Genomic DNA, 26,205 nt, shown 5'->3' with positions numbered 1-26,205 from the left:
GGGGCGGGGGCTCGGACCTGGGGGCACCCGGCCACGGTAGGACCGCCGCCCGTCCCCCGGGCGACCCCTGGTGGCCGATCTACCGCATATCGGGGAGGTCTGCGCACCAGGAGCCCACGCCGCCCCGCCGACGCGCAGGATCGCCACGACGGCCGCGTGGCGACGGTGAGGGGGACCGACGTGCTGGAGCTGGGGATCGGCGCTGGGGCGCTGGAGGTGGTGTGCCTGGGTGCGCACCCGGACGACATCGAGATCGGGTGCGGGGGCACGTTGCTGCGCCTGGCGAGCCGGCCGCAGACCTCGGTCACCGCGCTCGTGCTCACCGGCACGCCCGAGCGCGTCGGCGAGTCGGAGGCGGCGCTGGAGCGGCTGTGCCCCGGCACCCGCCTGCACTGCGCCGGGCTGCCCGACGGACGGCTCCCGGAGCACTGGGGGGCGGTCAAGCAGGCGCTCGAGGACCTCGCGGCCACCCACCGCCCGCACGTCGTGCTGGCGCCGCGCGCCGACGACGCCCACCAGGACCACCGGATCGTGGGCGAGCTGGTGGCCACGACCTGGCGCGACGCCCTGGTGCTGCACTACGAGATCCCCAAGTGGGACGCCGACCTGCGCCCGCCCACCCACTACGTGGCCCTCGACGAGGAGACCGCGCGCCGCAAGTTCGCCGTCCTCGACGCCTCCTTCCCCAGCCAGCACGGGCGCGACTGGTGGGACGAGGAGACGTTCCTGGGCCTGATGCGCCTGCGCGGCGTCGAGTGCCGCGCCAGGTACGCCGAGGGCTTCTCGTCCTCGAAGGTCCTGGTCGGCCTCGACGGCGCACGCGGGGGAGCGGGCTCGTGAGCGGCCCGGCGGACCCGGACTTCTCCCGGTCGCTGCGCGCGCAGGCGCGCCTGCACGAGCTGGTGCCCGGCGGGGCGCACACCTACGCCCGCGGCAGCGACCAGTACCCCGAGCAGATGCCGCCGGTGATCGTGCGGGGCTCCGGGGCGCGGGTCGAGGACCTCGACGGCAACATCTTCGTGGAGTACGGCATGGGCCTGCGCTCGGTGACGCTGGGCCACGGATTCGCCCCCGTGGTCGACGCGGTCTGCCGGGCCGTGCGCGACGGGGTCAGCTTCACCCGGCCCTCGGTGTGGGAGCTGCGGGCCGCGGAGCGCTTCGTCGAGCAGGTGCCCGGAGCCGACATGGTCAAGTTCGCCAAGAACGGCTCGGACGTCACGACCGCGGCGGTGCGCCTGGCACGGGCCGCGACCGGGCGCCCGCTCGTGGCCGTCTGCCGCACCCAGCCCTTCTTCTCCACCGACGACTGGTTCATCGGCTCGACCGCGATGCCGCACGGGGTGCCGCCCGCCTACCGCGGCGACACCGTCGGCTTCGACTACAACGACCTCGACTCGCTGCGGGCGCTGCTCGCCGAGCACCCCGGCCGGGTCGCGGCGGTGGTGATGGAACCGGCCTCCGCGACCGCCGAGCCGGCCCCCGGCTTCCTCGAGGGCGTACGACGCCTGGCCGACGAGGACGGGTTCGTGCTGGTCTTCGACGAGATCATCTGCGGGATGCGCTGGTCGCGCCACGGGGCCCAGCACGTCTACGGGGTGCGCCCCGACCTGTCGTGCTGGGGCAAGGCGCTGGGCAACGGGTTCCCGATCGCGGCGCTGGCCGGGCGGCGCGAGCTGATGGAGCTGGGTGGGCTGCGCACCGACGCGGAGCGGGTCTTCCTGGTCTCCACCACCCACGGCGCGGAGACCGGCGGGCTGGCGGCGTACCTGGCGGTCGCCGACGAGTACGAGCACCACGACGTGGTGGCCACGATGACCGAGCGGGGCGCCCGGCTGGCCGGCGCCGTGCGCGACGAGGTCGCGGACGCGGGGCTCGAGCAGCACGTGCAGCTGCACGGGCGTCCGACCTCGATGGTCTTCGCGACCCTCGACGGCCAAGGCCGTCCGTGCCAGGCGATGCGCACGCTCTTCCTGCAGGAGCTGCTGCGCCACGGCGTGCTGGGCCAGTCGTTCGTGGTCTCGGCGGCGCACACCGACGACGACCTCGACCTGACCGCCCACGCGGTGCGCCAGGCGCTGCCGGTCTACGCCCGGGCGCTCGAGCAGGGCGGCGTCGAGGGCCTGCTGGTCGGGCGCCCGGTGGCGCCGGCCCTGCGCCCGGTGGCGGCCCCCCGCCGGCTCTGAGCCGGCCGCCTCAGGAGCGCCGGGTCTCGGCGTGCCGCTCGAGGTAGCACTCGACCTGGCGGTCGACCGCCTCGCGCGGTGGCTCGCCGGCGCGCACCGACTTCTCCCAGTCGACGGTGATCCGGACCGCCTCCGGGGCGTTGAGCACGGGGTGCCACCCGAGCTCGGTGCGCGCCAGCGTCGAGTCGAGCGCCAGCAGGCCGGCCTCGTGGGGGCCCGGGTCGCCGGTGGCCTCCCAGCGCGCGCCCTCGCCCCACTGCCGCGCCATCAGGCCGGCGACGTCGGCGACGCTGAGGGTGTCGGCGCTCGACGGGCCGAAGTTCCACCCCCGGTCGTGGGCGCGCCCGGGCAGGTGCTCGGCGACGGTCAGGTAGCCGCTGAGCGGCTCGAGCACGTGCTGCCAGGGGCGTACGGCGTCGGGTCGGCGCAGCCGCGCCGGCTCCCCGGCCGCGAAGCGTGCGACCAGCTCGGGCAGCAGCGCGTCGGGGGTGGCGTCGCCGCCGCCGACCACGTTGCCGGCACGGGCGGTGGCCACGCCGAGCCCCTCGCGCGGGAACGAGGCGACCATCGAGTGGGTCAGCAGCTCGGCGCAGGCCTTGCTGGCGCTGTAGGGGTCGTCGCCGCCCAGCGGCTCGCTCTCCCGGTAGCCCCAGTGCCACTCGTTGTTGCGGTAGACCTTGTCGGTGGTCACGACCACGCAGCTGCGCACCCGCGGCACCGCGAGCACGGCCTCGAGGACCGCCAGGGTGCCGTCGACGTTGCTCGAGAACGTCTCGCGCGGGTCGCGGTAGGACTCGCGCACCACCGACTGGGCCGCGAGGTGCAGCACCGTGTCGGCGCCCGAGGCCTCGACGGCGGCGGTGAGCCGGTCGCGGTCGCGGATGTCGCCCACCCGGTCGTCGACGAGGTCGTCGGCGCAGCGGGCCCGCGTGTGCAGGAAGTGCTCGGGGGTCGCCAGGGCGTAGCCGTGCACCCGCGCACCCATGCGGTGCAGCAGCCGGCTCAGCCAGGCGCCCTTGAAGCCGGTGTGTCCGGTGACCAGGACGTCCCGGTCCCTCCAGTGGGCTGGGTCCATGGCCGGTGACGCTAGTGCCCCCGCGGGGACGGACGGGCCGCTCCGCGCAGCGGTACCCAGTTGTGGGTAGACCCGGGGCGGTCACGGCTCGGGAGGCCTGGGGCGGGGGGAGGGTGGCCGCGTGGAGGACGACGAGGCTGCCGGTCGCAGGCGGCGGGTGCGCGCGCGCATGCAGCGCCTCTACCCCCTGTGCCGCAGCATCACGGGTGACGGGGTGCGCGCGACCCTCGACGTCCTCGCCCAGGACCTGCCCGAGGGGGTCGAGCTGCGACGCCACGAGGTGCCCACCGGCACCCAGGTGCACGACTGGGTCGTCAACGACGAGTGGAACGCCCGCGCCGCGTGGATCGCCGACGCGACCGGGCGGCGCCTGGTCGACCTGGCCCGCCACACCCTGCACCTGGTGGGCTACAGCGTGCCGGTGCGCGCCTCGATGAGCTTCGAGGAGCTGCGTCCGCACCTGCACACCATGCCCGACCGGCCCGACTGGATCCCCTACCGCACGACCTACTACGAGCGCACCTGGGGCTTCTGCCTGGCCCACCGCGACCTCGCCGGCCTCGAGGAGGCCGCGCGCCTGGGGCCGCTGGAGGTCGTCGTCGACACCACGGTCGCTCCCGGCTCGCTGACGTACGGCGAGGTGGTGCTGCCGGGCAGCGAGGAGGGCGAGATCCTGCTGTGGGCCCACCTGTGCCACCCCTCGCTGGCCAACGACAACCTGTCGGGGCTCAGCGTGGCCACCGAGCTGGTCCGCGAGCTGGCGCGGCGTCCCCTCCGGCTCGGGGTGCGGCTGCTGCTGGCCCCCGGGACCATCGGCTCGGTCACCTGGCTGGCCCGCAACGCCGAGCTGCTGCCGCAGGTGCGCCACGGGCTGGTGCTGACCGGCCTCGGCGGCCCGGGGCCGCTGGTCTACAAGCGCACCCGGCGCGGCGACCGTCCGGTCGACCGGGCGGCCGAGCTGGTCGTGGGCGCACGCGACGGCCAGGTGCGCGACTACTCGCCCTACGGCTACGACGAGCGGCAGTTCAACGCCCTGGGCTTCGACCTCCCGGTGGGCCGGGTCTCCCGGACCCCGCACGGGGAGTACCCCGAGTACCACACCTCGGCCGACGACCTGGACTTCGTCACCGACGACCAGCTGGCGGCGGCGTACGACGCGGTGCTGGAGGTGGTCGAGTCGCTGCAGGCCGACGTGACCTACCGCAACCTCAGCCCGTACGGCGAGCCGCAGCTGGGCCGGCGCGGGCTCTACCCCACCACCGGCGGCAAGAACGCCACCGACGCCGTGATGGCGATGCTGTGGCTGCTGGCCTCCTCGGACGGGGCCACGTCGCTGGTCGAGGTCGCGGCCCTCTCGGGCGCCTCGGTGGCCTCGCTGCACGCGGCCGCGCAGGACCTCGAGCGGGCCGGTCTGCTGGCCCGCGAGGCGTCCCCGGCGCCTGCTCACCACTATTAGGCATCTTCGCCCCGGCCGCCGTGTCGGCCCCGGCCGCGTTCCTAGGCTGCCGCCACGGGCCGGGGAGGCCCGACAGCAGACCGGGAGGGGGTGGGCACGTGGACCTGGCCGCCCGCCCGGAGAGCGACGAGAGCAACGACCCGGTCTCGACGTCCCCGGTGCGCTCGACCACCGGCTCCCGTGTCCTCTTCGTCTCCGGACGACACCTCGTCGGCGACGCCATCCGCGTCGCGCTCGAGAGCCGCGGCCTCGAGATGGTCACGCTGCCGGCCGCCGAGACCGGTCAGGAGCCCGTCTCGCGCCAGCGGCTCGCCGGGTGGCGCGTGGGCGCCGCGCTGGTCGTCGGCGACTTCCTCAGCGCCCAGCAGCGCGAGAGCGTCATGCGGCTGCCGCACCTGCCGCTGCCCTGGCTGCTGCTGGTCGAGGAGCCCGGCGACCCGCGGTGGATCGACCTGGTCGAGGCCGGGGCCAGCTCGGTGGTGCCGAGCTCGGTCGGCCTCGACGACCTCGTGCGGATGCTCGACGACCTCTCGGTGGGCCGCCCGGTCGCGTGGCCGGGCCGGGAGGAGCTGGAGCAGCAGTGGCGTCGCCTGCGCGAGGAGCAGGAGGAGGTGCAGCAGCGGATGCTCAGCCTGAGCCCCCGCGAGCGCTCCGTCCTGGCGCTCCTGCACGACGGCCTGTCGGTGCGCGAGGTCGCGGAGCTGACCGGCGTGCGCGAGGGCACCGTGCGCAGCCAGGTCAAGGCGGTGCTGCGCAAGCTCGCGGTGAGCTCGCAGCTCGCCGCGGTCGCTCAGTACGACCGCTGGCTCCAGCAGGCCGAGCGCGCCTGACGCGCGCCGCCACTTGGCACGCGCGAGACCCAGCGGAGGGTACCCCCGCGTGGGCTGCTGGCGGATGGAGTACGCCTGCTCCCTCGACGACGCCCGCCGTGCGAGGCACGGCTCCGTGTCCTCCGACTGAGCGCATCCGAACGATCGGACGCCGCTGTCTGTCCGGCTCCGCGGGGGCCAGGCGGCCATGACCGCCTTCCTCTCCCGCCCCAAGCAGCAGCTCGCGAGCCGGCGTCACCTCCGCACCGGTGGTCGGGCAGCAGGGAGCGCCGGCGACGCGCGTCGTGGCGACCAGGGTGAGAGTCGAGCAGACCTGGAATCTAGGTGCGGCGGTGGAAGTCGACCTTGTTGTCGGGTCCGATCCGGGCCTGGTACTCCGGGTCGTGGATGCGTCGGTGGTGGAAGGGGCACAGGAGTCGGCCGCGGGCGCCTTGGCAGCCTGCTCCATCACCGCCGCATCGAGGTCGTTGGGGAGGTCGTCCAGTGCCGTGCAGATCACCGCCGCCTGCTCCGCGACGACGTGACCGCGCCCGAGCGCCTCGCGCACCACGTCATAGCGATCCAACCCGGCCGCCAACCGCACCTGCCGGAACGACTCCCGCTTCGTCGACCGGGTGACGTTCGCGTGCCACACCGCCACCGACGGCGACGCATTCGTCTCCGGCACCGCCACCGTCTCGGCGTGCGCCAAGGTCCGCGAGCGCAGCTCGACCAGCCTTGCCTCGGCCCGGGCGATCTCGGCCAACGCCTCCGCCGTTGCCGGCTGGCTCATCGCCCACAGCGGCGTCTCGGCGACCTCGTCCAACGCCGAGTGCACCCGCGCGACAACCCGGTTCACGGGGTGAGCGGCGGTGGTGGGCATGAGTACAGTATCTCAGCGTCCACCGACAAAAGGCCAGGTCAAACCACGTTTTCCACAGGCTGATCGAAAAGTTTTTCGCATAGGCGGCCGGCGGGACCTGGGTCGTGCTCCGCAGCCGGAGGGTGACGAACGCTCTCGAGCGACCCCTCCGCTGTCCGGCTTCCCGGCTCAGTAGGCGCCGTCGTGGCTGAGCACGGCGCGCACCGTGCGCGCCAGGATCCACGCGTCGAGGCGCAGGCTCCAGTTGTCGACGTAGCGCGAGTCGAGACGCACCGTCATCGACCAGGGCAGATCGGAGCGGCCCGAGACCTGCCACAGCCCGGTGATGCCCGGGCGCACCGCCAGGCGGCGCAGCGCGTCCTCGTCGTACGTCGTGACCTCGCCGGGCAGCGGCGGGCGGGGGCCGACCAGGGCCATGTCGCCGCGCACCACGTTGACCAGCTGGGGCAGCTCGTCGAGCGAGAGCCGGCGCAGCCAGCGACCGGCCCGGGTGATCCGGGGGTCGTGGCGCATCTTGAACATCGCGCCGTCGCTCTCGTTGTGCTCCTGCAGGTCGGCGAGGCGCGCCTCGGCGTCGACGTGCATGGTGCGCAGCTTGAGGATCGAGAAGATCCGGCCGTCGCGGCCCACCCGCTGCTGGCGGAAGAGCGCGGGCCCGGGGGAGTCGAGGCGCACCAGCGCCAGCAGGGCCAGCAGCAGCGGCGCGAGGACCACCAGGGCCACCACGCAGGCCGCGCGCTCCCAGAGCGTCTTGAGGGCTCGGCGGGGGCCCGTGAGGTCGGCGTGGCGCACGTGCAGCAGCGACAGGCCGCCGGTGCGGCGCAGCGCCGCGCGACCGGAGTCGACGTCGAGCAGGCCGGGGCCGATCAGCAGGTCCACGCGGTCGCGCTCGAGCAGCCAGCCCAGGCGGCGCAGCGACGCCGCGTCGAGGTGGCGGCAGGGCAGTGCGACGACGCAGTCGGCCCGGTGCTCCCGGGCCAGGTCGGACACCGAGGCGAAGCCCGACGCGGCCGGCAGGTCGAGCCCCGCGCAGCCCTTGGGGCCGGCGAGGCACAGTGCCACCACCTCGACCTCGTTGCTCTCGTGCAGCTCCTCGACGAGCCGGCGCACCTGGCGGCGGTGGCCGACCAGGACCACCCGGGTGCGCGGCGGGCGACGCAGCGACGAGGCCAGGCGCAGCCCGGCGCTGGCGACGCAGGCCGTCCCGGCCGCCCGCACGAGCTGGTCGGCGGGCACGAGGAGCCCGGTGATGCCGCTCAGCAGCGCGCCGAGGGCGACCAGGTGGATGCTCGAGAGGCAGATGCGCAGCAGGTCGGCGCGCCGCGGCACCGGCCCGGGGTCGTAGGTGCGGGCCAGGCCCAGCAGCACCACCCAGGCCACCGCGAAGGCCACCGCCAGCGCGGGGCCGGGCACCAGGTCGGGCGGCAGCCAGACGATGGCGGCGACCGTGGCCACCAGTGCGTCGGTGGCGGCCATCCAGTACCACCTCGTGCGTCGCTGGACCGGCCGCGAGAGGCGCTCCACGGAGGGATGCGCGACGCGCGGGCCCTGGTCGGCGTAGGCGCTCATGGACCCCCCTCACCTTGCACCTGTGTCGGCCCCGTGCGGCCAATCTAGGAGCCGGTGAGGTCCCTGGCATGCCGCGAATGCGGTATCGCCGGTGGGGTCCCGGGTGAGGGGGGTGTCTCAGTGCGCGACGAGGTGGCTCTGCGCCCGGTGGGCCATGCCCACGGCGGCCAGCTGCGAGCAGACCTCGAGCTTGGCCAGGATCGACTTGACCTGGGTGCGCACCGTGGCCTCGGAGACGAACGAGGACTTGGCGATCTCGCGCACCGTCGTGCCCTGCATCAGGCAGCCCAGCACCTCCCGCTCGCGCGGGGTCAGGCGGTCGAGGCGGGCCCGCACGGCGGCGAGCTCCTGCTTCTCCTGGTGGTAGACGAGCATCAGCCGCTCGCGCTCCTCGCGGCTCATCACCGGCCGCCCGTCGCCGATCAGCCTGATCGTGGCCAGGATGGTGTTGAGCGAGGCGGTCTTCTCGAGCACGGCACGGGCGCCGCGGCGCAGGCACTCGCCCCACACCGCCTCGCGGGTCTCGCCGGTGACGACCACGACCGCGGCCTTGGTGCGCACCAGCGGCTCGATGAGCCGGGTGCCGGGCCCTACGGAGCCCAGGTCGAGGTCGAGCAGGACGACGCGTGGGCGCACCCGCAGCAGTGCGGTGAGCAGCCAGCCGGCCGGCGGGGTGCCCTCGGGCACCTCGATGCGGTGCACGTCGTGGCCCTCGAGGGTCAGCGCGACCTCGAGCGACTCGGCGAAGAGCTGGTGGTCCTCGACCACCGCGACGCGGGTCAGGCCGAGTGCGCGTGGCATGGCGGGACGGCTACGAGCCGGTGGGTGGTGGGCATGGTGTCGTCCTCCGTGGTGGTGACGTTCTCGTGGTCTTCATGGGTGTCGTGGGTGTCGTCGGTGCGCTGGTCCGGGTCGCTCGTGGGCAGCCGCAGGGCGAAGGTGGTGCCCCGGGGGCCGGTCTCCTCGAGCTCGAGGCCGCCGCCGTTGCGGTCGGCCAGGCGCCTGGCCATCGCCAGGCCCAGCCCCGAGCCGGGGGAGGAGGGCCCGCGGGCACCCCTGGTGAAGAGGGTCGAGCGCAGCCCCTCGGCCACGCCGGGTCCCTGGTCGCTGACCCGCACCCACACCTGGTCCTCGCCCTGCTCGACCGTGACCTCCACGCGGGCTCCCGGCGCGTGCCTGGCGGCGTTGCGCAGCAGGATGTCGAGGATCTCGGCCACGTCGTGGGGCTCGGCCAGCACCATCGCGTCCGGCAGGTCCGGGGCCGGCTCGTCGACGGGCTCGCCCCGCAGCTGGGCGGCCACGAGGGCGTCGACGACCAGCGGCGCCACCGGCACGTCGTCGTACGTCGCGGCGGGGCCGGCGGCCTCGCCGTGCTCCGGCGGCTGCTCCCCCTCCTCGTCGGCGTCGAGCACGTCCGGCTCGGCCGGCGGGACGTGGCGCAGCCCTCCGGAGAGCAGGTGCTGGATGCGGTCGAGGTCGCGCTCGCGCAGGTGCAGCAGTCGCGCCCGCGTCTGCTCGTCGAGCAGCTCGTCGTGCTCCTGCAGCAACCGGTCGCTGAGCACCAGTCCGGCCAGGGCGGTGCGCGCCTCGTGGAGCGTGTCCTCGTCCTCGCCGAGCAGGCGCTCGGTCTCGTCGACCCGCTCGCACACCTCGTCGAGCTCGCGCCGCGCCTGCTGGCAGGCGGCCCGGGCGCGTGCCCAGGCGACCAGCAGGGCGAGCAGGCAGCCGGCCGCGAGCCAGCTCGACGCGGTGGCGGCGTCGCGGCTCACCCCGTTCACGAGCACGGAGACGCAGACCACCGCCAGCACCGCGATGGGGACCAGGACGATGCACGGGCGGGGCAGCACGGCCCCGAGCGTCCGTGGCCCGATCGCGGTCGTCGTCCTGCTCGTTGCGGTTCGTGCCACGCGCGTCATCCGTCCCCCTCGTCCCGGACCCCAATCTGGTCATGGAACGCGCAAAGATTCGTCACGCGAGCGTGAAATCCCGCTCAGGGTCCCGACGGCTCCGTGCTGTTGTCGCGGGCGCCGACGAGCCGCTGGGCGAGGTCACGGATCTTCACCTGCCGCCCCTGCGAGACGCGGCGCAGGTAGGCCATCGCCTGCTCGGAGTCCAACGAGAAGCGCTCCATGACGATGCCCTGGGCCTGGGCGATCATGCTGCGGGTGCGCAACGCCTCGGCGAGGTGCTCGACCCGCTCGGTCTGGGCGATCATGAGTGCGGCCAACCGCACCACGTCGATGGTGCGCGGGTGGGTGTCCCCGTCGAAGGCTCCCGGTCGTGCGGCCCAGGCGTGGAGCGCCAGGGGCCGGTGCACCATGCTGGGCAGGCTGATCAGCTGCACCGAGAGGTAGCCCGCCCCCGCGACCTCGCGGGCCCAGTCGGGCCAGCGGTCCTCGGTGCGCAGGTCGACGACGGTCAGGACCCCGTCCGGGTGGGTGGCCTCCGGGATCGGCGGGCAGATCGGACCACCGGGCACGTCGCAGAGCCGCGATGTGATCGCCGCGTCGGTGCTGGCCAGGTGCTCCAGGCGGCCCCGCGCGTCCCAGGCGACCAGGCCCGCGACCTCGGCACCGAGCATGCCGCGGGCGGTGGTGAGCAGACCCGCACACGCGGCCTCGAGGCTGGGGGCCCCGGTCAGCGCCTCCAGCAGTGCGTCGACCGCGTCGTCGGTCATGATGGCCCTCCTCGACCCGGCCGGATCGGGGGGCGCCGGCGCCGATTGGTCCACAGGGTCCCATGCGGGACGCCCCACCACCACGACCTCTGGACCACCTGCGCCCGAGCCGGGTCTTGACGAGCAGCGGGCCGCTGAGGACCGTTGTCACCGTGCCGAGCGCCGCCTGCCCCCGATGTCCCGCGCCGGTCGCCCCGCCCGGCGACGGCTCGTCGCTGTGGTCGTGCCCCGAGCACGGGCCGGTGCCCCCGCTGTGGCACGCCGAGGAGGCGTCGTACGACGGGTTCGCCGAGCACCTGCGCCGGGCCGGGCACTTCCCGACGTTCCTGCCCTGGCCGCTGAGCCCCGGCTGGGCGGTCACCGACTTCGCCGCGGTCGGGGAGGGGGAGGCCGCCGTCGCCACGATGACCTGCGTCAGCGGCCCCAGCCGCCTCGACGGGCCGGTCGACGTGCACGTGGTCGCCGAGGAGCCCGGCACCGGCTTCGCCGCCCGGGTGGCCGGCACCGCGCGCGCCGACCCCGGCCCGGAGGCCGGTCACGGACCCGCCGACGTGCGGGTGCGCCTGGAGCGCCAGCAGGTGCCGCTGTGGACGGTGTCCACCAGCGCCAGCCCGGGGGAGTGGGACCGCTCGGTGCTCGCGGGCGAGGCGCAGGGCCGTTGGCTGTGGCTGGTGGTGCGCCCGGCCTCGGCGGTGCTGCTGCTGCGCGACGACTGGATCCTGCGCGACGTCTCGGCGGTGGGGCCGGCGGTGGTCGAGCTGCCCTTCGACGGGCCGGCCCCGGGCTGGACCTAGCCGGACCTACGCTGGCGGGGTGCGCATCGACCTCCACACCCACTCGCGGGCCAGCGACGGCACCCAGTCGCCCACCGAGCTCGTGCACGCCGCGGTCGCGGCGGGTCTCGACGTGCTGGCCCTGACCGACCACGACAGCGCGGAGGGCTGGGCCGAGGCGGCGCGGGCCGCCGACGCGACCGGGCTCCGGCTGGTGCGGGGCATGGAGGTCAGCACCCGCCACGAGGGGCGCGGCGTGCACCTGCTCGCCTACCTGCCCGACCCGACGTACCCGCCGCTGGCCGCCGAGCTCGAGCGCGTGCGCGAGGGCCGGCGCTCGCGGGTGCCGGGCATGCTGGCGGCGCTGCGCGCGGCCGGTGTCGACCTCACCGAGGACGACGTGGCCCGGGTCTCGGGCCACAGCGCTGCCAGCGGCCGTCCGCACGTCGCCGACGCGATGGTCGCAGCCGGGGTGGTCGCCGACCGGGGCGAGGCCTTCGAGCGGTGGCTCAGCCCCGGGCGGCCCGGGCACGTCGACAGGTACGCCGCCCCGCTGCGGCGCACGATCCGCCTGGTGGGCGAGGCCGGCGGGGTCGCGGTGGTGGCCCACGCGTGGGGGCGGCGCAGCGACGAGAGCCCCGACGCCGAGGCGTTCGCCGAGCTGGCCGACCTCGGGCTGGCCGGCATCGAGGTCGACCACCAGGACCACTCGCCGCGCGCTCGTGCGCGGCTGCGCGCCATCGCGCGCGAGCTCGACCTGGTGGTCACCGGCTCCAGCGACCACCACGGCCTGGGCAAGGTCGACCACGAGCTGGGCTGCCACACGACGGCGCCCGAGGAGCTCGAGCGGCTGCTCGACCTGGCGGCCGCGGCGGCGCTCGCCTCGGGGCGGCGTACGCCCGAGGTGGTCTGAGCCCTACTTGCGGCCCAGCGACTGGAAGCGCTGCAGGACGCCTCGGGGCACCACGCGCGCGGCGCCGGTGATCAGCTTGTAGCGGGCGCTGGGCACGGAGTAGACCTTGCCCCGCTCGAGGTCGGCCAGCGCGGTGCGCACCAGGTCGTCGGCGTCGAGCCAGAGGAAGTCGGGCGCGGAGTCCTGCGCGACCTGCATCCGCTCGTGGAACTCGGTGCGCACGAAGCCGGGGCACAGGGTGGTCACGGTGACGCCGTGGGGCGCGTACTCGGCCGCGGCCCACTCGCCCAGCTTGTTGACGTAGGCCTTGGCCGCGGAGTAGGAGCCGCGCGGCAGGAACGAGGCCACGCTCGAGACGTTGAGCACCCGGCCGTGCCCGCGCTCGACCATCGGGCCCAGCGCGGCGTGCATCAGGCGCATCACCGCGGTCACCAGCACGTCGAGCATGGCGGTCTCGGCGGCCACGTCGTTGTCGAGGAACCGGCCCTTGAGGCCGAAGCCGGCGTTGTTGACCAGCAGGTCGACCGGCGCGGACCGGTCGCCCAGGCGCTGCTCGATCCGGGCGAGCTGGTCGCGGTCGGCGAGGTCGGCGACGAGCACCTCGACGTCGACGCCGAAGCGGCCGCGCAGGTCGCCGGCGACCTGCTCGAGGCGCTGCTCGTCGCGGGCCACCAGCACCAGGTCGTGGCCGCTCCCCGCGAGCTGGACGGCGAAGCTGTGACCGATGCCGGCGGTGGGGCCGGTGACCAGGGCGCGGGGCATGGGAGCAGTAGAACAGGTGGCTCGCGCCATCGGCAGGCCCGGATCGGGCATGATGTGGCCCGATGACCACCACACTCGCCGTCGCCAACCAGAAGGGCGGCGTCGCCAAGACGACGTCCGTGGCCTCCCTGGGCGCCGCGCTCGCCGAGCTGGGCCACCGCGTCCTGCTGGTCGACCTCGACCCGCAGGCCTGCCTGACCTTCTCGCTGGGCATCGACCCCGAGGACCTCGAGACCTCGGTGCACCACGTGCTGACCCGCGGTCTCGACGCCACCGAGGTGATCATCGAGACCGAGGACGGCGTCGACCTGCTGCCGGCCACCATCGAGCTGGCGCGCGCCGAGGCCGACTTGCTGACCCGCACCGGGCGCGAGCACGTGGTCAAGGGAGTCGTGGAGGACCTCGACGGCGCCTACGACTGGGTGCTGCTCGACTGCCCGCCCTCGCTGGGCGTGCTGACCGTCGCCGCGCTGACCGCCGCCGACGGCGTGCTGGTGCCGCTGCAGTGCGAGACGCTCTCGCACCGCGGGGTGGGCCAGCTGCTCGACACCGTGCACGACGTACGCCGCTTCACCAACCGCGGCCTCGAGGTGTGGGGAGTGCTGCCGACGCTCTACGACGGCCGCACCAACCACGCGCGCACCGTGCTCGACACGATCTCGCAGACCTACGACCTCGAGGTCCTCGAGCCGCCGATCCCCAAGACCATCAAGTTCGCCGAGGCGCCGGCCGCGGGCCGCTCGATCCTGGCCACCAGCCGCACCAGCAAGGGCGCGAAGGCCTACCGCGAGGCGGCCGCCAACCTGGTCGCCCGCTCCCAGCGCTGACCCGGCCCAGATAACGCACTGACCCGGCCCGAACTTCCCCCACAGGAGGAAGTTCGGGCCGGGTCAGCGGGAGATCCGGGCCGGGTCGGCTCAGGCCTGGGGCGCGGGAGCGGCGCTCTGGCCGCCCTGGCCGCCCTGACCACCCTGGCCACCGCGGGAGCGGCGGCGGCGGCGGTTGCGGCTGCCCGAGCCGGCGCCCTCGACGGGCTTCTCGACCTTCTCGCCGGACTCGTTGGTGCTCACCTCGGCGACGACCTCGCCGCCGCGGCTGCGGCTGCGGGTGCGCTCGCGGTTGCGCGGCGCACGCTGCCCGCCGCCCTCACGACCACCGTCGCGGCCGCCGTCACGACCGCCGCGACCGCCCTCGCGGGGGGCGCGGGGCTCGCGGGGCGCCTCGGGCACGACGCGGCCCTTGGTGCCCTCGGGAATGCCCTGGTCGGTGGCCAGGTGCGGGGAGGTCGAGTAGGTCTCCTGCGGCTCGTCGAAGGGCAGGTCGAGGGTCTTGTTGATCATCTTCCAGCGGTGCAGGTCGGCCCAGTCCACGAAGGTGATCGCAATGCCCGAGGCGCCGGCGCGACCGGTGCGCCCGATGCGGTGCACGTAGGTCTTGTCGTCCTCGGGGCAGGTGTAGTTGATGACGTGCGAGACGCCGCGCACGTCGATGCCGCGCGCGGCGACGTCGGTGGCCACCAGCACCCGGATCTTGTCCTCGCGGAACTTCGTCAGCGCCTTCTCGCGCGCGACCTGCGCCATGTCGCCGTGCAGCGGGCTGGCGGCGAAGCCGCGCTCGGAGAGGTCGTCGGCCACCCGCTGGCTCTGGCGCTTGGTGCGGGTGAAGACGATGATCTTCTCGGCGTCGGGGGCCTGCAGGATGCGCCCGATGATCTCGGGCTTGTCGAGGTCGTGGGCCTGGTAGATGAACTGCGCGGTGGCCGGCACGGTCGCGTTCTCGTACGACGACTCCGCGCGGATGTTCATCGGGTGGCGCATGTGGGTGCGCGCCAGCGCGACGATCGCGGAGGGCATCGTGGCCGAGAACAGCATCGTCTGGCGGGTCTCGGGGGTCATCTTGAGCAGCCGCTCGACGTCGGGCAGGAAGCCCAGGTCGAGCATCTCGTCGGCCTCGTCGAGCACCAGCGCGTGCACGTGGCTCAGGTCGAGGACCTTGCGGTGCGCCAGGTCGATGAGCCGGCCGGGGGTGCCCACGACCACGTCGACGCCGCGCTCGAGGGCCTCGAGCTGGGGCTCGTAGCCCACGCCGCCGTAGACGGTCAGGACGCGCAGGCCCAGGTCCTTGCTGGCCAGCGCGAGGTCGTTGGAGACCTGCAGCGCCAGCTCGCGGGTGGGGGCGACGATGAGGGCCTGCGGCTTGCCCTGCGGCAGGTCGGCGTACGCCGGGTCGTCGACGGTGGTGCTGCGCTGCAGCACCGGGATGCCGAAGGCCAGGGTCTTGCCGGTGCCCGTGCGGGCCTGGCCGATCAGGTCGGTGCCCATCAGGGCGACCGAGAGGGTCATCTCCTGGATGGCGAAGGGGGTGGTGATGCCGGCGCGCTCGAGCGCGTCGCAGATCTTGGGGAGGACCCCCAGGTCACGGAAGGTGGTCACGTCGGTATGTCTGCTTTCGTCGTCAGCCGCGGTGGGCCGGGTGGCTCGGAGCGGCGGACCCGGCGGACTCGGAAAGCTCGCTGGCGCGTCTGCCGCGCACATGCTGGCGGGTGGTTTCCCGCCTCGGCGCCGTGCCCGGGTGCCCGCTCGTGGCGGCACCGGCACAGCGCTCGATGGGCCCAGGGTATCGGTAGGGTGCGCGCATGACTGAATCCCAGGCCGGCGACACGCCCGTCTCCCGGGCGCGCGAGGCGGAGCTGGCGCTCGCCGATCCCGCCTACCGCGAGGCGGTCGTCGACCTGCTCGGCGTGCTGGCCTACGGCGAGATGTCGGCCTTCGAGCGGCTGGCCGAGGACGCCAAGCTGGCCCCCACGCTCGAGGACCGGCTGGCCATCGCGCAGATGGCGGCCAGCGAGGTGGCCCGGGTCGACCGGCTGCACCGACGCATCCGCGAGCTCGACGGCGACCCGTTCGAGGCGATGGCGCCCTTCCGCAGCGCGCTCGACCTCTTCCACGAGCACACCGCGCCCTCCGACTGGTACGAGGGCCTGATCAAGGCCTACGTCGGGGACGGGCTGGCCGACGACTTCTACCGCGAGATCGCCGCCTACCTCGACGCCGGCACCCGCGAGCTGGTGCTGTCCTCGCTCGAGGAGGGCCCGCACGCGGCGTTCGTGGTCGACCGGGTGCGCGCCGGGATCGCGCGCGACCACCGGCTGGGCGGCCGGCTGGCGCTGTGGGGCCGGCGGCTGATGGGCGAGGCGCTGATCCAGGCCCAGCGGGTGGCCGCCGAGCGCGAGGCGCTCTCGGCGCTGCTGGCCGGGGGCGTGGACCGCCCCGGGCTCGACCTGGCCGCGCTGGGCCGGATGTTCACCCGGCTCACCGAGCGCCACACCGAGCGGATGTCCGAGCTCGGCCTCGACGCCTGAGCCCGGACCCGCCCGTCGTACCGGGTGGTGCGGGGTGGTGCCGGGTCAGCTGCGGAAGCCGACCGTCCCGACGCTCGCGGTGCCGATCTCGACGTAGGCGAGCTTGGCGGCCGGCACCAGCACGGTGCGGCCCTTGGTGTCGGTCAGGGTCACGACGCCACCGGACTCGACGGCGGTGGCGACCTGCTGCTGCACCTGCTCGGCCGTCTCGTCGGTCTCGACGCTCAGCTCGCGCTGGGCCTGCTGGATGCCGATCCTGACCTCCACGGGTCCTCCTCCTGTTGGGTGCTGCTGGAACGTGCTGGGTGCCGACGGTTCAGTGCTCGTCTCAGAGCTCGGTCTCAGTGCTCGTCGGCCTTGGGGTAGCCACGGATGCCCCGCCAGGCCAGGCCGGCGATCAGCGCGGTGGCGTCGGCGCGGTCGATGCCCGCGGTGTCGTTGAGCCAGAACCGCGCGCTGACCTGTGCCATTCCCACCAGCGAGACCGCGAGCAGGCGCGAGGACTCGTCGGGCAGCCCGGTGTCGTCGCGGATCACCTCGGCGATCATCGCCGCACACTCCGTGGTGACACGGTCGACCAGCTGGCGCACCGCGGCCTCGTTGGTCAGGTCGGACTCGAAGACCAGCCGGAAGGCGCCGTTGTCGTCGGCGACGTAGTCGTAGAAGGCGTCGATGGTCGCGGCCACGCGCTGCTTGTTGTCGGGGGTGGAGGCCAGCGCCGCGCGGCAGTTGTCGATGACCTGGTCGCAGGCGATGTCGAGCAGCGCCAGGTAGAGGTCCATCTTGCCGGGGAAGTGCTGGTAGAGCACCGGCTTCGAGACGCCCGCGCGCTCGGCGATGTCGTCCATCGCCGCGGCGTGGTAGCCCGAGGCCACGAAGACCCCGAGCGCCGACTCGAGCAGCTGGGCGCGGCGCTCGCGGCGCGGCAGGCGGGCCCCGCGCTGCCGGGCGGGCGCGGCGGAGGCGGCCTCGGCGTCGTGCTGGCCAGCTGGCACTGCTGCCCTCCTCGAAGGTGCGGTCACGGTCGTCCTTTGCTCGGGGCGCGAGCCTACCCCGCGGTAGCGGTGGTCCGGATGACGGGACGGCGTCGATCGGCGCCCGGGCCGGCGGCGACCATGGAGCACGCCGAGGGAACAGGACGCACCGGCAGGCTGTTGCGTCCACCAGACCCCCGCGAACAGACCGAGGAGCCCAGCAGTGACCTACCCAGCACTCGTGGAGCCGGCAGCCGAGCTGACCGTCGACGAGGTACGCCGCTACAGCCGGCACCTGATCATCCCCGACGTCGGGATGACTGGTCAGAAGCGCCTGAAGAACGCCAAGGTGCTCGTGATCGGCGCCGGCGGTCTCGGCAGCCCCGCGCTGCTCTACCTGGCCGCGGCCGGCGTCGGCACGCTCGGCATCGCCGAGTTCGACGAGGTCGACGAGTCCAACCTGCAGCGCCAGATCATCCACACCCAGTCCGACATCGGGAAGTCCAAGGCGGTCTCGGCCAAGGAGTCGATCGCCGAGGCCAACCCCTACGTCGAGGTGGTGCTGCACGAGGAGCGCCTCGACAACGACAACGTGATGGACGTCTTCCGCGGCTACGACCTGATCGTCGACGGCACCGACAACTTCGCGACCCGATACATGGTCAACGACGCGGCGTACTTCCTCGGGATCCCCTACGTGTGGGGCTCGATCTACCGCTTCGACGGCCAGGCCTCGGTCTTCGCGCCGTCGATGGCCGAGGACGCCCCGTGCTACCGCTGCCTCTACCCCGAGCCCCCGCCGCCGGGCATGGTCCCCAGCTGCGCCGAGGGCGGCGTGCTGGGCGTGCTGTGCGCCTCGATCGGCTCGATCCAGGTCAACGAGGCCATCAAGCTGCTGACCGGCGCGGGCGAGCCTGCCATCGGCAAGCTCGTCATCTACGACGCCCTCGAGCTGGAGTGGCGCAAGCTCAAGGTCCGCAAGGACCCGGCGTGCCGCCTGTGCGGCCCCGACGCCGACGTCACCGAGCTCATCGACTACGAGGCCTTCTGCGGCGCGATCTCCGAGGACGCCGCCGACGCGGCTGCGGGCTCGACGATCTCGGTGAACCAGCTGGAGAAGATGCTGGGCGAGCGCGAGGCCGGTGAGCGCGACTTCGTGCTGGTCGACGTGCGCGAGCCCAACGAGTACGAGATCAACAAGATCCCCGGCTCGGTGCTGATCCCCAAGGGCGAGTTCCTCAACGGCAACGCCCTGGGCCAGCTGCCCTCCGACAAGCAGGTCGTCCTGCACTGCAAGTCGGGGGTGCGCTCGGCCGAGGCGCTCGCGGTGCTCAAGGGCGCCGGCTTCGACGACAGCGTGCACGTCGGCGGCGGCGTGGTGGCCTGGGTCAACCAGGTCGACCCCAGCCAGCCGTCGTACTGACAGCAGGCGTGCGGGTCGTCTGACCCGTCCGGGCCACGCCCGGGTAGTCCCTTCGGGCTACCCGGGCGTAACCATGTCCCCCCGGGGTCGTTGAGCCGGGTGATGTGACCTCCATCTCGGGAGGTCGCCGGCCACGACCAGGAGGACCTCGTCCCGATGAAGACAGCCAGCCACAGCCGCGTCACCCTGCGCCGCGCCACGGGCGCCCTCGCCGCGCTCGCCGCCACCGGCCTCGCGGCCGGGGCCGCCACCTCGGCCCCCGCCGTGGCCGCCCCCACCTGGGCGCCGGCCGACCAGGCGACGATCACGCCGGGCACGCAGATGTACACCGACGGCGCGCAGTGCACGTCGAACTTCGTCTTCACCGACGCGGCCAGCAACGTCTACCTCGGCTACGCGGCGCACTGCGCCGGGCTGGGCGAGGCCACCGACACCGACGGCTGCCTCAACGACTCGGTGCCGCTGGGCACCGAGGTCACCTTCCGCAAGGGCGGCAGCCTCCTCAGCTCGGGGAGCGAGCTCGGCAGCGGCGAGCTCGCCTACTCCTCGTGGCGCACCATGCGCGACATCGGCACCACCGACGAGAACGCCTGCGCCTACAACGACTTCGCCCTGGTCAAGGTCGACGCGGCCGACGTGGCCAAGGTGAACCCGAGCATCCCGTTCTGGGGCGGCCCGACCGGCATCGACACCGACGGCACCGCCGCCGGCGACCGGGTCTACAGCTACGGCAACTCCAGCCTGCGCGCCGGCCTCGAGCCGCTCTCGCCCAAGACCGGCATCAGCCTGGGCGACAGCGCCGCCGACGAGGGCTGGAGCCACCCGCTCTACACCGTGACGCCGGGCGTGCCCGGTGACTCCGGCTCGGCGTTCGTCAGCGAGGACGGCGAGGCGATCGGCACCCTGTCGACGCTGGGCCTGGCGCCGCTGCCGCTGTCGAACAACATCGGCGACCTGTCCCGCGAGCTGGCCTTCGCCCAGCAGCACTCCGGCATCGCGGGCCTCGAGCTGGCCCTGGGCACCGAGCCCTTCTCGCCGCTGCTCTGACACATCTCGTCCGATGCCCCCGCTCGCGTAGCCGAGCGGGGGCATCGCTCGTTGAGGGAGCATGCGCACCCGACCCGTGACGGCTCCCGCCGCCGTCGTCCTGGCCCTCCTGCCCGTCCTCCTCGGGCTGCTGCTGCCCGCGGGCGCCGCCGCGGCGACCGCTCGCCGCTTCGCCTCCTGGGCGCCGGCCGACGAGGCCACCATCACGCCGGGCGTGCAGATGTACACCGACGGCTCGCAGTGCACCGCCAACTTCGTCTACACCGACCGGCGCGGGCGCGTGTACGTCGGCTACGCCGCGCACTGCGCCGGCCTGGGCGAGGCGACCGACACCAGCGGCTGCGACACCGCGACCCTGCCGCGCGGCACGAAGGTCCGCTTCGCGCAGGGCGGCAACCTCGCCTCCGGGGGCACCACGGTGGGCCGCGGACGGCTGGTCTACTCGTCGTGGGAGACCATGCAGCGCCTGGGCACCACCGACGCGGACACGTGCGACTACAACGACTTCGCGCTGGTGCGCCTGCAGCAGCGCTTCGCCCGCTCGGTCAACCCCAGCGTGCCGTTCTTCGGTGGTCCCACCGGGGTCTCGACCGACGGGGCGCCGGCCGGGTCGCAGGTCTACAGCTACGGCCAGTCGAGCCTGCGGCCCACGACGCTGCTCTCCCCGAAGGCGGGGGTCTCCCTGGGCGCCTTCGGCGACTGGAGCTGGGACGTCTACACCCTGACCCCGGGAGTGCCCGGCGACTCGGGCTCGGGGCTGCTCGACGCCGACGGCGCGGCCTTCGGCACCCTGTCGACCGTGGCGCTGGCGCCGCTGCCGCTGAGCAACGGCGTCGGCGACCTTGCCGCCGAGCTCGACTTCGCCCGGCGCCACTCCGGCATCAAGGGGTTGCGCCTGGCCCGGGGCACCGAGCCGTTCTCCCCCCTGCCGCTGGGCTGAGCGCGCCGGTGGCGACCGGTAGGTTCCTCGCTGTGCGGCACCCGGAGGACTACGTCGAGGACGTGCTGACGTGCGTCGAGCAGGTGCCGCCGGGGCGGGTGACGACGTACGGCGCGATCGCCGAGGCCGTGGGCCGCTACGGCCCCCGCCGGGTCGGCAACGTGATGGCCGGCCACGGCGCGGCGGTGGCCTGGTGGCGGGTGGTGCGCGCCGACGGCTCGCTGCCGCCCAGCCACGACGGCGAGGCGCTCCAGGCCTACCTGGAGGAGGGCACGCCGCTGCGGCCCTCCGGGCGGGTCGACCTGGCGGTGGCGTTCTTCAGCCCCGGCCCTCCCGCGCGCGGCTGAGCTCGGCCAGCCGGGCCAGCGCGGCCGGGAAGACCTCGGCGGGCGGGGTGACCAGGCCGGCCCCGACCTGGCCGGTGCCGGCGACCCGGCCGGCCATGCCGGTGTTGATCTGCGGCAGCACCCCGGTGCGGCAGACCCGGGTGACGTCGATGCCGGTCGGGGTGCCCTGGAAGTCGAGCACCGGCACCGCCCAGCGGGTGTGCTCGGCCAGGGTGATCTCGTGCATCCGGCGGGTGGTGGCCAGGGCGTCGGGCACGCTGCCACCCACCAGGCGCACGATCGCGGGGGCGGTGGCCATCGCGAAGCCGCCGATGCCGGCGGTCTCGGTGATGGCCGAGTCGCCGATGTCGGGGTTGGCGTCGTCGGGGCCGTAGTCGCCGAGGAAGAGCCCGTCGGCGACCTGGGCCGGGCCGGTGAACCACTCGTCGCCGGTGCCGGCGACCTGGATGCCGAAGTCGGTGCCGTTGCGCGCCATCGCCACGACCATGGCCGACCCCTGGGTGCCGCGGGCGGCGTCGAGGGCCAGCTTGCAGGCGGGCATGGCCAGGTTGAGGAAGAAGTGGTCGTTGCCGCCGACGAAGCGCAGCACGTCGGCGACGTCGACGGCGCTGCTGCCGCGCTCGACGCCGGCGACCAGCGCCGGGGCCAGGTCGCGCAGCAGCATCAGGGTGCCGGCGCGGTTGCGGTTGTGCGCCTCGTCGCCCATCTGCAGCATCTGGGTCAGCACCCCGGTGACGTCGACCGGGCCCTGCTCGTCGCGCACCGCGCGCACCGCGCCCTGCAGCAGCGGGCCCAGCACGTCACCCATCCAGCGCAGCCGGGCCAGCACCTCGGGGGAGTAGGCGCCGTAGCGCAGCACCTTGCCGAGGCCCTCGTTGAGGGTGCAGTGGGTGCGCCGGCCGGTCGCGGGGTCCTCGAGCACGAACATCCACATGCTCGGGGCGACCACGCCGGCCATCGGTCCGACGGCGTCGTGGTGGTGGCAGGGCTCCATCGTCGCCGCGCCCGACTCGAAGAGCGCGGGGGCGTCGTCGGGGTGCTCGACCAGCCCCTCGAGCACGGCCGCGCCCATCAGCGCCCCGCGCATCGGCCCGGAGGCCCGCTCCCAGGTCAGCGGCGGCCCGGCGTGCAGGAACCGGCCGCGCTCGAGCCCGAGCGCCTCGGCGGCCGGCAGCACGTCGACCAGCACCGCGGTGGTGTCGATGACGGCCTGCACGGCGCGGGCGTCGGCCTGGGCGCGCAGCGGATCGAGCGCCAGCGTGGCCAGGTCGGTCTCGGTACCGGGCATCGGGGGCCGCCAGTCGACCCGGTGCACCCCGACGGCCTGGGCCTCGATGGCGTCGCCGAGCAGGCCGACGCCGACGGTGACGACCCTCATCGTGCTCCTCCGGTGAGCAGCGACAGCGCACGTCGTGTGGCGCCGGCGTTGGACAGGTGCACCTCGGCGACCTCGGCGAGCGCGGCCCGCTGTGCCAGGAGGTCCTGCGGGTCGGCCAGGGTGCCGACCAGGGTCACCACGACCGGCCGGGCGGCGCCGGCCAGCACGCGCACCAGGGCGGAGGCGGGGTCGGGCTCGGCGCCGTGGCCCAGCACCACGTCGAGGAGCACCACGCCGGTGCGCGGGTGGTCGAGCGCGTGCGCGAGCTGCTCCAGGCGAAGGGCCGGGTCGATCATCGGGTGCGCCCGGCCCTGGGTCAGCGCGTCGTCGCCGTAGTCGACCACCTCGTGGGGCGCCCCGGCCGCGCGGGCCAGCAGCTGCGCCTCCTGGGCCAGGGTGCCGCCGACGAAGAGCCCGCGCAGCAGCTCGCCCCGGGTCTCGCGCAGCACCTGCCCCGCGACCGGCCACGTGGGCGCCGCCACCCCGAGGTCGGCCAGCACCTGCTCGGCGACGGCGGTCAGGTCGGGGCGCCCGGGCCCCAGCAGCGCCGTGGTGACCGGGGTGCCCAACGTGTCGACGTACGACGCCAGGGCGCTCGCGACGTCGTCGTCGGGCGGCTTCGAGACCAGCACCACGCGGTCGACGCGGGGGTCGGCGTCGAGGCGGCGCAGCGCCTCGCGGGTGGCCAGCCCGCCCACCGCCGACCCGAGGTCGCGGCCACCGACGCCGAGCGCCCACGAGACGCCGACGCCGGCGTGGTCGAGGAGGGCGAGCAGCTGTTGGCAGCCGGTGCCCGAGGCGGCCACGATGCCGACCCGGCCCGGCCGGGTGACGTTGGCGAAGCCGAGGCCGACCCCGTCGAGCAGGGCGGTGCCGCAGTCGGGGCCCATCACCAGCAGGCCCCGCTCGGCCGCGGCCCGCTTGAGGGCGACCTCGTGCTCGAGCGGCACGTTGTCGCTGAAGATCATCACGTCGTGCCCGGCGGCGATCGCGTCGGCGGCCTCGACGACGGCTGACGCGCCCGGCACCGAGACGAGCACGGGGTCGCCGGGGTGCGCCTCGCGCAGGGCCGTGGCGGTGGTGCGCGGGGGTGCGGCCTGACCGGCGGCGGCCGGCCGCGTGGTGCGCAGCGCGAGGAGCGCGGCGTCGACCCCGGCCACCGCCGTCGTCAGCGTCGCCGGGTCGGGGTCGGCGAGGCGCAGCGCGACGACCATGTCGTTGGGCCCGGCGTGGGGCAGCTCGAAGCCCATCTCGGTGAGCACCTCGAGGTTGAGCGGGGTGGCCATCGCGACCTGGGCTGCGGTGACCCCCGGCAGCGCGGCCACCGTGCGGCTGACCTGCAGCAGGGCGACGGAGTCGGCGTAGGCGCTGCGCACCTCGACGTGCTGGACGAGGTGGCTCACGCGGCGGCTCCTGGGAGGTGGGGGACGCAGAGGGGCCGCCGCCCGAGCGCGCAGCGGGCACCGCGCAGGAGCGCGGCACCGGAGGTGTGGCCGACCGCGGTGAGGGCCGCGGCCCGCGCCGGCTCGTGGGGCCCGCCCCGGGAGGCCAGCCAGGCGCCCAGCTCGGGCAGCGTCTCGCCGAGCAGGGCGGCCTCGAGCAGCGTCGCGGAGAGCAGGGTGGTGCGGTGCAGGTGGGCGCGCACGAGGGCGTCGGTGCGCGGGGTCGGCGTGCCGGTGGCCCGGTGCGCGGCCAGCCAGCCGCACAGCAGGTCGTCGCCCTCGGGGGTCAGCCCGGCACCGCGGCCGACGAGGGCGGCCACGTCGGGCGGGTCCGGCTCGGGGCCGCCACCGCCGAGGCTGGGCACGGTGGGGTCGTGCAGGCGACCGACGGCGACCGGTCGGCCGTCGAGCAGCAGTCGGCCCGCGCGCACCCGCACGTCGCCGAGGGTGAGGCCGGCGAGCACACCGGGGCCGAGCACCAGCGCGTTCGGCGGCCGCGACGCCGCGGGGTCGACGAGCCCGAGCGCCCAGCCGTCGAGGTCGACGTACGCCGCCAGGCGGGCGCGGTGCAGCAGTCGCAGCCCGTCGCCGGGCGGGGTGTCGGGGGAGGCGCGCACCCGGTCGAGCACGCGCGGCGCCGCGCTCACAGGGACGGTGTGGCGGGGGCTCACGCTCATCGACGCTAGTGGTCGGGCTACGGTGCCTCCCATGTGAGGTTGTGCCAACGATGCGCACGGCTGGCCTCAGATTGTGCCAAGTGGCGGGAGACTGCATGGAGCCGGACGTCTCGACCGGTGCGCTGGCGCGCATCGACACGCTGCACCGCGGGCTGACGCGGCTGGTGCTCGAGGGCGGCGACCTCGACGCGGTCGCGGGCGAGGTCGCGCGGGTGCTCGAGGTGGGTGTGCTGATCACCTCGACCGACGGTCGGGAGCGGGCCGCCGCGCTGCCCGCTGCGCTGCGCGCGTCGCTGGCCGAGGTCGACCTGCTGACGACCAGCGGGCGGGTGCGCGTGGAGCGGCTGGAGGGTCGTGCGGGCCCGGCGACCCGGGTCGGCGCCGGTGAGGCGCGCGGGGTGCGGGTCGTCGCGGGCGAGCACGACCTGGCCCGGCTGGTCGCGGTGCGTGCGCAGGGCCCGGTCGGCGACGACGACCTGGCGCTGCTCGAGCGGGCGGCCGACCTGACGGCGCTGGTGCTCACGCGGCAGGACGCGGTCGCCGAGGTCGAGCACAAGTACGCCGGCGACTTCCTGCGCGACGTCTTCCTCGGCCGCGCCGGCGACGACGGGTTCGTGGCCGACCACGCGGCCTCGCTGGGCTGGCGGCTCGAGGGGCCGACCGTGGTGCTGGTGGCCGAGATCGACCCCGCTCCCGGTCCCGACGCCGTGGCCGACCGGGTGGAGTGGCGCCGCTGGCAGGAGCGCTTCGCCGCCGCCTGGCGGCAGGTGCTGCGCGGTGTCGACGCCCGCATCCCCGTCGTGGACCTGTCCCACGAGGTCGTGGTGCTGGTGCCGCTCGACGCAGGTGCGACGAGCGACCTGCTGCCGGGCGAGGACGTCGTGCGCCGCGTGGTCGCCGCGGTCGCCGGCGACAAGGGTGGCGGCCGGCGGCCGTTCTCGGCGGGGGTCAGCCGCCCTGCCCCCGGGCTCGCCGAGCTGCCGGCGGCGTACGCGCAGGCCCGGCGGGCGGTCGACGTGGGGCGACGGGTGCGCGGCGGTGGCTCGACCACGTTCTTCGACCAGCTCGGCCTGCACCGGCTGATCGCGATGGTCCCCGACACCGCCGAGCTGCGCGCCTTCGCCGACGACGTGCTGGGGCCGCTGGCCCGCGACACCACCGAGGCGCTCGACCTGCGCGAGACCCTGCAGGTGCTGCTCGACACGAACTTCAACGTCGCCGAGGCCGCCCGCACCCAGTTCTTCCACTACAACACGATGCGCTACCGCGTCACCAAGCTCGAGCGCCTCCTCGGCCCTCTCTCCAGCGACCCCCACCTGCGCCTCGACGTCGCCGTCGCGCTGCGCGTGCTCGACGTCGCCGGCTGACGGCCGAGCAGTCAGTTTCGCACCATCGACCAGTCGGTTTTGCACCATCGACCGGTCGCTTCCGCACCAGGCAGATCGTCTCGAAAAAAGTTTCGATCTGCCTGTGGAAAACGGCTTCTGACCTGGTGCTTTGTCGGTGGGCCCTGAGA

Annotated in this window: 26 protein-coding genes; 14 read left to right on the top strand and 12 right to left on the bottom strand. The window is 74.6% G+C overall.

The features are described from left to right. The first annotated feature begins 180 nt into the window (after nt 1-180). Together ABKW28_RS18540 and ABKW28_RS18535 are read left to right on the top strand one after the other, a co-directional pair. Nucleotides 181-840, top strand: coding sequence for a PIG-L family deacetylase (locus ABKW28_RS18540; RefSeq protein ID WP_193667207.1), 660 nt, complete (start codon nt 181-183; stop codon nt 838-840). Continuing rightward, on the top strand, nt 837-2,183 hold the full coding sequence (locus ABKW28_RS18535; protein ID WP_348612335.1) for a glutamate-1-semialdehyde 2,1-aminomutase: 1,347 nt from the start codon (nt 837-839) through the stop codon (nt 2,181-2,183). Before ABKW28_RS18540 ends, ABKW28_RS18535 begins: the two co-directional genes overlap by 4 nt. 10 nt (nt 2,184-2,193) lie before the next feature. Here ABKW28_RS18535 and rfbG read toward each other — a convergent pair whose 3' ends face one another. Then, nucleotides 2,194-3,258 (bottom strand): CDP-glucose 4,6-dehydratase, encoded by a 1,065-nt coding sequence (gene rfbG, locus ABKW28_RS18530; RefSeq protein ID WP_348612333.1) that lies wholly within the window; start codon nt 3,256-3,258, stop codon nt 2,194-2,196. A 121-nt stretch (nt 3,259-3,379) separates the two neighbouring features. Here rfbG and ABKW28_RS18525 point away from each other — a divergent pair, with 121 nt between their 5' ends. From ABKW28_RS18525 to ABKW28_RS18515, 3 genes are all read left to right on the top strand, one after another. After that, complete coding sequence (locus ABKW28_RS18525; protein WP_348612331.1) at nt 3,380-4,714, top strand: DUF4910 domain-containing protein; 1,335 nt, start codon at nt 3,380-3,382, stop codon at nt 4,712-4,714. Between the two features lie 98 nt (nt 4,715-4,812). Beyond that, nucleotides 4,813-5,544, top strand: a complete 732-nt coding sequence (locus ABKW28_RS18520; RefSeq protein ID WP_193667210.1) for a LuxR C-terminal-related transcriptional regulator — start codon at nt 4,813-4,815, stop codon at nt 5,542-5,544. A gap of 614 nt (nt 5,545-6,158) precedes the next feature. Beyond that, the gene (locus tag ABKW28_RS18515) at nt 6,159-6,389 is read left to right on the top strand and encodes a hypothetical protein (RefSeq protein ID WP_348612329.1); all 231 of its coding nucleotides are present in this window, start codon (nt 6,159-6,161) and stop codon (nt 6,387-6,389) included. 185 nt (nt 6,390-6,574) lie between these two features. On the opposite strand, the gene ABKW28_RS18510 is transcribed toward ABKW28_RS18515, so the two are convergent. From ABKW28_RS18510 to ABKW28_RS18495, 4 genes are all read right to left on the bottom strand, one after another. Continuing rightward, complete coding sequence (locus ABKW28_RS18510) at nt 6,575-7,975, bottom strand: exopolysaccharide biosynthesis polyprenyl glycosylphosphotransferase (protein WP_348612327.1); 1,401 nt, start codon at nt 7,973-7,975, stop codon at nt 6,575-6,577. Between the two features lie 117 nt (nt 7,976-8,092). Further along, entirely contained in the window at nt 8,093-8,776 is a 684-nt protein-coding gene (locus ABKW28_RS18505) for a response regulator transcription factor (protein WP_193667213.1), read from the bottom strand. Next, nucleotides 8,755-9,822, bottom strand: coding sequence for a HAMP domain-containing sensor histidine kinase (locus tag ABKW28_RS18500; protein ID WP_348612325.1), 1,068 nt, complete (start codon nt 9,820-9,822; stop codon nt 8,755-8,757). Before ABKW28_RS18500 ends, ABKW28_RS18505 begins: the two co-directional genes overlap by 22 nt. Before the next feature lie 143 nt (nt 9,823-9,965). Next, complete coding sequence (locus tag ABKW28_RS18495; RefSeq protein ID WP_193667215.1) at nt 9,966-10,652, bottom strand: ANTAR domain-containing protein; 687 nt, start codon at nt 10,650-10,652, stop codon at nt 9,966-9,968. Between the two features lie 152 nt (nt 10,653-10,804). On the opposite strand from ABKW28_RS18495, the gene ABKW28_RS18490 reads away from it, so the two are divergent. After that, a complete protein-coding gene (locus ABKW28_RS18490) occupies nt 10,805-11,446 on the top strand; it encodes a DUF6758 family protein (RefSeq protein ID WP_307823058.1) in 642 nt (213 codons plus the stop codon). A gap of 19 nt (nt 11,447-11,465) precedes the next feature. Continuing rightward, complete coding sequence (locus tag ABKW28_RS18485) at nt 11,466-12,338, top strand: PHP domain-containing protein (protein WP_193667216.1); 873 nt, start codon at nt 11,466-11,468, stop codon at nt 12,336-12,338. A 3-nt stretch (nt 12,339-12,341) separates the two neighbouring features. Here ABKW28_RS18485 and ABKW28_RS18480 read toward each other — a convergent pair whose 3' ends face one another. Further along, entirely contained in the window at nt 12,342-13,100 is a 759-nt protein-coding gene (locus ABKW28_RS18480; protein WP_193667217.1) for an SDR family oxidoreductase, read from the bottom strand. 62 nt (nt 13,101-13,162) lie between these two features. On the opposite strand from ABKW28_RS18480, the gene ABKW28_RS18475 reads away from it, so the two are divergent. Continuing rightward, nucleotides 13,163-13,927, top strand: coding sequence for a ParA family protein (locus ABKW28_RS18475; protein WP_193667218.1), 765 nt, complete (start codon nt 13,163-13,165; stop codon nt 13,925-13,927). 90 nt (nt 13,928-14,017) lie between these two features. On the opposite strand, the gene ABKW28_RS18470 is transcribed toward ABKW28_RS18475, so the two are convergent. Next, on the bottom strand, nt 14,018-15,532 hold the full coding sequence (locus tag ABKW28_RS18470; protein WP_348612323.1) for a DEAD/DEAH box helicase: 1,515 nt from the start codon (nt 15,530-15,532) through the stop codon (nt 14,018-14,020). A 203-nt stretch (nt 15,533-15,735) separates the two neighbouring features. Between ABKW28_RS18470 and ABKW28_RS18465 the strand changes: the two genes are divergently transcribed. Beyond that, nucleotides 15,736-16,461 (top strand): ferritin-like fold-containing protein, encoded by a 726-nt coding sequence (locus ABKW28_RS18465; protein ID WP_341230127.1) that lies wholly within the window; start codon nt 15,736-15,738, stop codon nt 16,459-16,461. A 45-nt stretch (nt 16,462-16,506) separates the two neighbouring features. Here the strand turns inward: ABKW28_RS18465 and ABKW28_RS18460 are convergent, their stop codons facing one another. Beyond that, the gene (locus ABKW28_RS18460; protein ID WP_348612321.1) at nt 16,507-16,728 is read right to left on the bottom strand and encodes a DUF3107 domain-containing protein; all 222 of its coding nucleotides are present in this window, start codon (nt 16,726-16,728) and stop codon (nt 16,507-16,509) included. A gap of 74 nt (nt 16,729-16,802) precedes the next feature. Continuing rightward, nucleotides 16,803-17,456 carry a TetR/AcrR family transcriptional regulator gene (locus tag ABKW28_RS18455; protein ID WP_307823060.1) on the bottom strand — a complete coding sequence of 218 codons (654 nt, stop codon included), beginning with the start codon at nt 17,454-17,456 and terminating at the stop codon, nt 16,803-16,805. 202 nt (nt 17,457-17,658) lie between these two features. Here ABKW28_RS18455 and moeZ point away from each other — a divergent pair, with 202 nt between their 5' ends. The 4 genes from moeZ to ABKW28_RS18435 all read left to right on the top strand — a co-directional run bounded on the left by moeZ (nt 17,659) and on the right by ABKW28_RS18435 (nt 21,192). Continuing rightward, on the top strand, nt 17,659-18,858 hold the full coding sequence (moeZ, locus tag ABKW28_RS18450; protein ID WP_341230125.1) for an adenylyltransferase/sulfurtransferase MoeZ: 1,200 nt from the start codon (nt 17,659-17,661) through the stop codon (nt 18,856-18,858). Nucleotides 18,859-19,014: 156 nt separating this feature from the next. Then, nucleotides 19,015-19,905 carry a hypothetical protein gene (locus tag ABKW28_RS18445; RefSeq protein WP_348612319.1) on the top strand — a complete coding sequence of 297 codons (891 nt, stop codon included), beginning with the start codon at nt 19,015-19,017 and terminating at the stop codon, nt 19,903-19,905. A 61-nt stretch (nt 19,906-19,966) separates the two neighbouring features. Then, nucleotides 19,967-20,845 (top strand): hypothetical protein, encoded by an 879-nt coding sequence (locus ABKW28_RS18440; protein ID WP_348612317.1) that lies wholly within the window; start codon nt 19,967-19,969, stop codon nt 20,843-20,845. A 32-nt stretch (nt 20,846-20,877) separates the two neighbouring features. Further along, nucleotides 20,878-21,192, top strand: a complete 315-nt coding sequence (locus ABKW28_RS18435; protein WP_193667225.1) for an MGMT family protein — start codon at nt 20,878-20,880, stop codon at nt 21,190-21,192. On the opposite strand, the gene ABKW28_RS18430 is transcribed toward ABKW28_RS18435, so the two are convergent. The 3 genes from ABKW28_RS18430 to ABKW28_RS18420 are packed head-to-tail and all read right to left on the bottom strand — an operon-like array spanning nt 21,164 to nt 24,683. Further along, entirely contained in the window at nt 21,164-22,570 is a 1,407-nt protein-coding gene (locus ABKW28_RS18430; protein WP_348612315.1) for a DUF1116 domain-containing protein, read from the bottom strand. The genes ABKW28_RS18435 and ABKW28_RS18430 overlap by 29 nt on opposite strands. Continuing rightward, on the bottom strand, nt 22,567-23,973 hold the full coding sequence (locus tag ABKW28_RS18425; RefSeq protein ID WP_348612313.1) for an FdrA family protein: 1,407 nt from the start codon (nt 23,971-23,973) through the stop codon (nt 22,567-22,569). The genes ABKW28_RS18430 and ABKW28_RS18425 overlap by 4 nt, the downstream gene beginning before the upstream one ends. After that, complete coding sequence (locus ABKW28_RS18420; RefSeq protein WP_348612311.1) at nt 23,970-24,683, bottom strand: DUF2877 domain-containing protein; 714 nt, start codon at nt 24,681-24,683, stop codon at nt 23,970-23,972. Before ABKW28_RS18420 ends, ABKW28_RS18425 begins: the two co-directional genes overlap by 4 nt. Before the next feature lie 101 nt (nt 24,684-24,784). Here ABKW28_RS18420 and ABKW28_RS18415 point away from each other — a divergent pair, with 101 nt between their 5' ends. After that, nucleotides 24,785-26,056 carry a helix-turn-helix domain-containing protein gene (locus tag ABKW28_RS18415; RefSeq protein ID WP_348612309.1) on the top strand — a complete coding sequence of 424 codons (1,272 nt, stop codon included), beginning with the start codon at nt 24,785-24,787 and terminating at the stop codon, nt 26,054-26,056. The last annotated feature ends 149 nt before the right edge of the window (nt 26,057-26,205 follow it).

The organism is Nocardioides sp. 31GB23 (assembly GCF_040012395.1).
GTDB classification, from domain to species: domain Bacteria; phylum Actinomycetota; class Actinomycetes; order Propionibacteriales; family Nocardioidaceae; genus Nocardioides; species Nocardioides salarius.
The sequence above is the reverse complement of the archived record's forward strand: the minus strand, read 5'-3'. Positions and strand labels throughout refer to the sequence as shown.